3 protein-coding genes are annotated in these 5,080 nt (G+C 56.7%); 1 reads left to right on the forward strand and 2 read right to left on the reverse strand.

Going from position 1 to position 5,080, the window contains the following annotated elements:
- Nucleotides 1-101: 101 nt before the first annotated feature.
- Entirely contained in the window at nucleotides 102-1,541 is a 1,440-nt protein-coding gene (gene phoA / locus AAAB16_RS03085; protein ID WP_340662014.1) for an alkaline phosphatase, read from the forward strand.
- Between the two features lie 97 nt (nucleotides 1,542-1,638).
- Here the strand turns inward: phoA and gyrB are convergent, their stop codons facing one another.
- Both gyrB and recF read right to left on the reverse strand, forming a co-directional pair.
- Entirely contained in the window at nucleotides 1,639-4,056 is a 2,418-nt protein-coding gene (gene gyrB, locus AAAB16_RS03090) for a DNA topoisomerase (ATP-hydrolyzing) subunit B (protein WP_340662015.1), read from the reverse strand.
- Between the two features lie 4 nt (nucleotides 4,057-4,060).
- Nucleotides 4,061-5,080: DNA replication/repair protein RecF (recF, locus tag AAAB16_RS03095; RefSeq protein ID WP_340662016.1), on the reverse strand; the 1,020-nt coding region annotated here is incomplete at its 5' end.

Here is a 5,080-nt window from a genome sequence, read left to right on the forward strand (position 1 = left end):
ACCCTACTCTCGGTTTGCTTGAATTCTCGTCGGTCCAGATTGCTGGCAGTAGTCGCGAGAAGCCCTCCTGTTCTTGCCCATCTGCATAAGGACTTCTTCAGATGACTACCGCCTTGCCTGTTGCATTGTCGATCGCTGTTTCGGCTGCCCTGCTGTCGTTTTCCTCTATCAGCTCAGCCCATGACCATGACGAAAAGGTCAGCAAAAGCCTATACAACCGCGAAGCCCGTGGCGACATCACCGAATATGCTGGCGCCCGCCGCGTAGGCCGTGACTTGACCGATTCGATCAAAGCCTCGCTTTCCGACCGTAAAGCCAAAAACGTCATTCTGCTGATCGGCGACGGCATGGGCGATTCGGAGATTACCCTGGCTCGAAACTACGCCGAAGGGGCGGGTGGTTACTTCAAAGGCATCGACGCCTTGCCGCTGACCGGCCAATACACCCACTACGCCCTGCATAAAGACACCGGCAAACCAGACTACGTGACCGACTCGGCGGCCTCCGCCACAGCTTGGTCCACAGGCGTTAAAACCTACAACGGTGCCCTGGGTGTGGATATCCACGAAAAGCCTCACCAGACCATTCTGGAGCTGGCCAAACTGCGCGGCATGGCCACCGGTAACGTCTCCACGGCCGAGCTGCAAGACGCCACGCCAGCGGCGTTGATTTCCCACGTAACCGCACGAAAATGCTACGGCCCGGTCGCCACCAGTGCGCAGTGCCCAAGCAATGCCTTGGAGAAAGGTGGCTTAGGTTCTATCACCGAACAACTGCTCAACGCCCGTCCTGACGTGACATTGGGTGGCGGCGCCACAACCTTCGCCGAAGTCGCCAAAGCCGGTAAATGGCAGGGCAAAACCCTGCGCGAGCAAGCTGCTGCCCGTGGTTTTGTATTAGTAGAAGACGCGGCATCGCTGAAGAAAATTCGCGCCGCCAACCAGAAGCAGCCGGTGATCGGTCTGTTCGCCCCCGGCAATATGCCCACCCGCTGGATTGGCCCGACTGCGACCTACCACGGCAACCTCACTCAGGCGCCGGTTACCTGCCAGAAGAACAGCGCACGCACGGCCGCCACACCAACCCTGGCCGAGATGACCGTCAAAGCCATCGACCTGCTCAAAGACAACCGCAATGGTTTCTTCCTGCAGGTAGAAGGCGCCTCCATCGACAAACAAGACCACGCCGCCAACCCCTGCGGCCAGATCGGCGAAACCGTCGACCTCGACGAAGCGGTACAAATGGCCTTGGCCTTCGCCAAAGCCGACGGCAACACCCTGGTTATTGTCACCGCTGACCACGCGCACTCCAGCCAGATTGTGGCGCTGGAAACTTCCGCACCTGGTCTAACACAAGCACTGAACACCAAAGATGGTGCGGTGATGGCGGTCAGCTACGGCAACTCGGAAGGCTCCTCGCAGGAACACACCGGTACTCAACTGCGCGTGGCCGCCTATGGCCCGCATGCGGCTAACGTGACGGGGCTGACTGATCAGACGGATTTGTACTTCACCATGCGTAATGCGTTGGGTCTGAAGTAACGGGCCATTGGTACGCGCCACGGAGGGCGTATTACACGCTTAAAACAAAAACCCCAGCCTTGTGCTGGGGTTTTTGTTTGTGGGGCTGAAACCGGGCTTAGAAGTCCAGATTCGACACCGCCAAGGCGTTAGCTTCGATAAAGTCACGGCGCGGTTCCACTTCATCACCCATCAGGGTGTTGAAGATCTGGTCGGCGCTAATGGCGTCTTCGATGGTCACTTTCAGCATGCGGCGTGCATCCGGGTCCATGGTGGTTTCCCACAGTTGGTCCGGGTTCATTTCGCCCAGCCCTTTATAGCGCTGGATGCTGTGACGCTTAGTACTTTCGGCCAGAAGCCAGGTGAGGGCTTCTTTGAAGGTAACCACCGGCTTCTTACGCTCGCCACGTTTCACATAGGCACCTTCTTCCAGCAAGCTGTTGAGCTGCTCGCCCAAGGTGGTAACGGTTTTGTAGTCGTTACTGGCGAAGAAGTCGCGGTTGAAGGTGACAAAGTTGGAGACGCCGTGGGAAATCAATTCGACTTCCGGCAGCCACAGGTGGCGTTCCTGGTCTTCACGCAGGTTGGTTTTGTACACCAGGCCAGACTTCTCCATGGTGCGCAGACGCTCGTTGAGCTTCTCCAGCCAGGCTTGCATACCGGCTTGGTCACTGAGGTTATCCAGCGATACAGCAGGCAGGTAAACAAAGTGCTCGGTGAGTTCCTGTGGGTAGATACGCGAGAGACGCTTGAGGGTCTTCATTACCATGCGGTAGTTGTTGACCAACTTCTCTAGCGGCTCGCCGGTGATACCTGGATCGTTTTCGTTGACGTGCAGGCTGGCATCTTCAAGGGCCGATTGGGTCATGTATTCCTCCATGGCCTCGTCGTCCTTGATGTATTGCTCTTGCTTGCCTTTCTTCACTTTGTACAGCGGCGGCTGGGCGATATAGATGTAGCCGCGCTCTACCAGCTCAGGCAGTTGGCGGAAGAAGAAGGTCAACAGCAGCGTGCGGATGTGCGAGCCGTCGACGTCGGCGTCCGTCATGATGATGATGTTGTGATAGCGCAGTTTGTCGATGTTGTATTCCTCACGACCGATACCGCACCCGAGGGCGGTGATCAGCGTGCCGACTTCCTGCGACGAAATCATGCGGTCAAAACGTGCGCGTTCCACGTTCAAAATCTTACCCTTGAGGGGCAGAATCGCTTGGGTCTTACGGTTACGTCCCTGCTTGGCGGAGCCGCCAGCAGAGTCCCCTTCCACTAGGTACAGTTCGGAAAGGGCAGGGTCTTTCTCTTGGCAGTCGGCGAGCTTACCGGGCAAACCGGCGATGTCCAGCGCACCTTTACGGCGAGTCATTTCCCGCGCCTTACGGGCGGCTTCACGAGCGCGGGCAGCGTCGATCATCTTGCCGACGACGGCTTTGGCTTCGTTCGGATTTTCCAGCAGGAAGTCGGAGAAATACTTGCCCATTTCCTGCTCCACCGCGGTTTTCACCTCGGAGGAAACTAGCTTGTCTTTAGTTTGCGAGCTGAATTTTGGATCCGGCACTTTTACCGAAATGATCGCGGTTAGACCTTCGCGGGCATCGTCACCGGTGGTGGCGATCTTGTGCTTCTTGGCCAGACCTTCCTGCTCGATGTAGGCGTTCAGGTTACGCGTCAGCGCCGAGCGGAAGCCCGCCAGGTGAGTACCACCGTCGCGCTGAGGAATGTTGTTAGTGAAGCACAGCAGGTTCTCGTTGAAGCTATCGTTCCACTGCAGCGCGACCTCAACACCCACGCCATCATCACGCTGGACGTTGAAGTGGAACACCTGGTTGACGGCAGTTTTGTTGGTGTTTAGATACTCAACGAATGCGCGCAGACCACCTTCGTACTTAAACAACTCTTCCTTGCCGCTGCGCTCGTCCTTGAGAACGATACCAACACCGGAGTTTAGGAACGACAACTCGCGTAGGCGCTTGGCCAGAATGTCCCAGCTGAAATGGATGTTCTGGAACGTTTCTGCAGAGGGTTTGAAGTGAATTTCAGTACCGGTTTTATCGGTATCACCCACGGTGCGCATCGGCGCTTGCGGGACGCCGTGGACATAGGTCTGCTCCCAGACTTTGCCGCTACGGCGAACAGTCAGCAGCAACAGCTCGGAGAGGGCGTTTACTACGGAGACACCCACACCGTGTAGACCACCGGACACCTTGTACGAGTTGTCGTCGAACTTACCGCCAGCATGCAGCACAGTCATGATGACCTCGGCTGCGGAAACGCCTTCTTCTTTATGCACATCCACCGGAATACCGCGGCCGTTGTCGCGCACGGTGATGGATTCGTCAGGGTGGATGATGATGCTGATGTCATCGCAATGCCCAGCAAGGGCTTCGTCGATGGAGTTGTCGACCACCTCAAAAACCATATGGTGCAGACCGCTACCATCATCGGTATCGCCGATATACATACCGGGCCGCTTGCGTACGGCGTCCAGGCCTTTCAGCACTTTAATGCTGGACGAATCGTACGTTTGATTTTCGCTCATGCCTTCACTCCCGATGGTCGTGGGTCTGGGTGATACAACCATGTTCCACGTGGAACATGGAAACCGGCGTATCCGTGCGCCAGCTACCCCGCAACAATTCATGGTCTACACAGGTGATAAATACCTGGCAGTTCAAATCTTCTAATAAACGGCACAACGCGTTCCGGTGATGCTCGTCTAGCTCAGACGGCAAATCGTCCACCAGGTAGATGCACTGGCCGCGTCGTGCCTGACTAACCAAATGCCCTTGGGCAATTCGCAGGGCACATACCACTAACTTCTGTTGGCCCCGCGAAAGAATTTCTGCGGCGTTATGAGCGCCTAGTCGCAATCGCAAATCCGCCCGTTGCGGACCGGCTTGGGTATGACCGAGCTGTTGGTCTCGCATCAGCGTAGTGCTCAGCACCGTCTGCAGATCGCGGTCTTTATCCCAGCCTCGGTAATAGCTGAGGGTAAGTCCCTCGAGCTCAACCAGTTCCTTAAGAACCGTCTCGAAGGCCGGTTTCAACGCCTGAATATAACTGCGCCGGTAGCCATCAATTTCATCGCTGGCCAGGCACAATTCGCGGTCCCAGGCGGCTTGCGAAGCGGCGTCAAGTGTACCATGCCGCAGCCATGAGTTTCGCTGCCGCAGGGCCTTCTGCAGCCGCTGCCAGGCCGGCATAAACCGAGGTTCCACGTGGAACACACCCCAATCTAAAAACTGCCGACGGATTTTCGGTGCGCCTTCTAATAAGCGGAAGCTATCGGGGTTAATGAGCTGTAAAGGCAGCGCCTCAGCAAGTTGCGCCGCACTGCGCGCGTTCTGCCCGTCGATACGAATTTGAAACTCGCCTTGACGATCCCGTGAAACCCCAAGATTGCTCTGTCCCCCTTCAGCTAATTCAACCTGGCCAAAAACCGTGCACGCTTCCTGCTCATACTGAATAACAGGCAGCAGCCGGGCGCTACGAAACGAGCGGGCAAGGCCAAGCAAATGGATGGCTTCCAGCAGGCTGGTTTTACCGCTGCCGTTAGCGCCAGA

The organism is Pseudomonas sp. (assembly GCF_037994325.1).
Taxonomy (GTDB): domain Bacteria; phylum Pseudomonadota; class Gammaproteobacteria; order Pseudomonadales; family Pseudomonadaceae; genus Aquipseudomonas.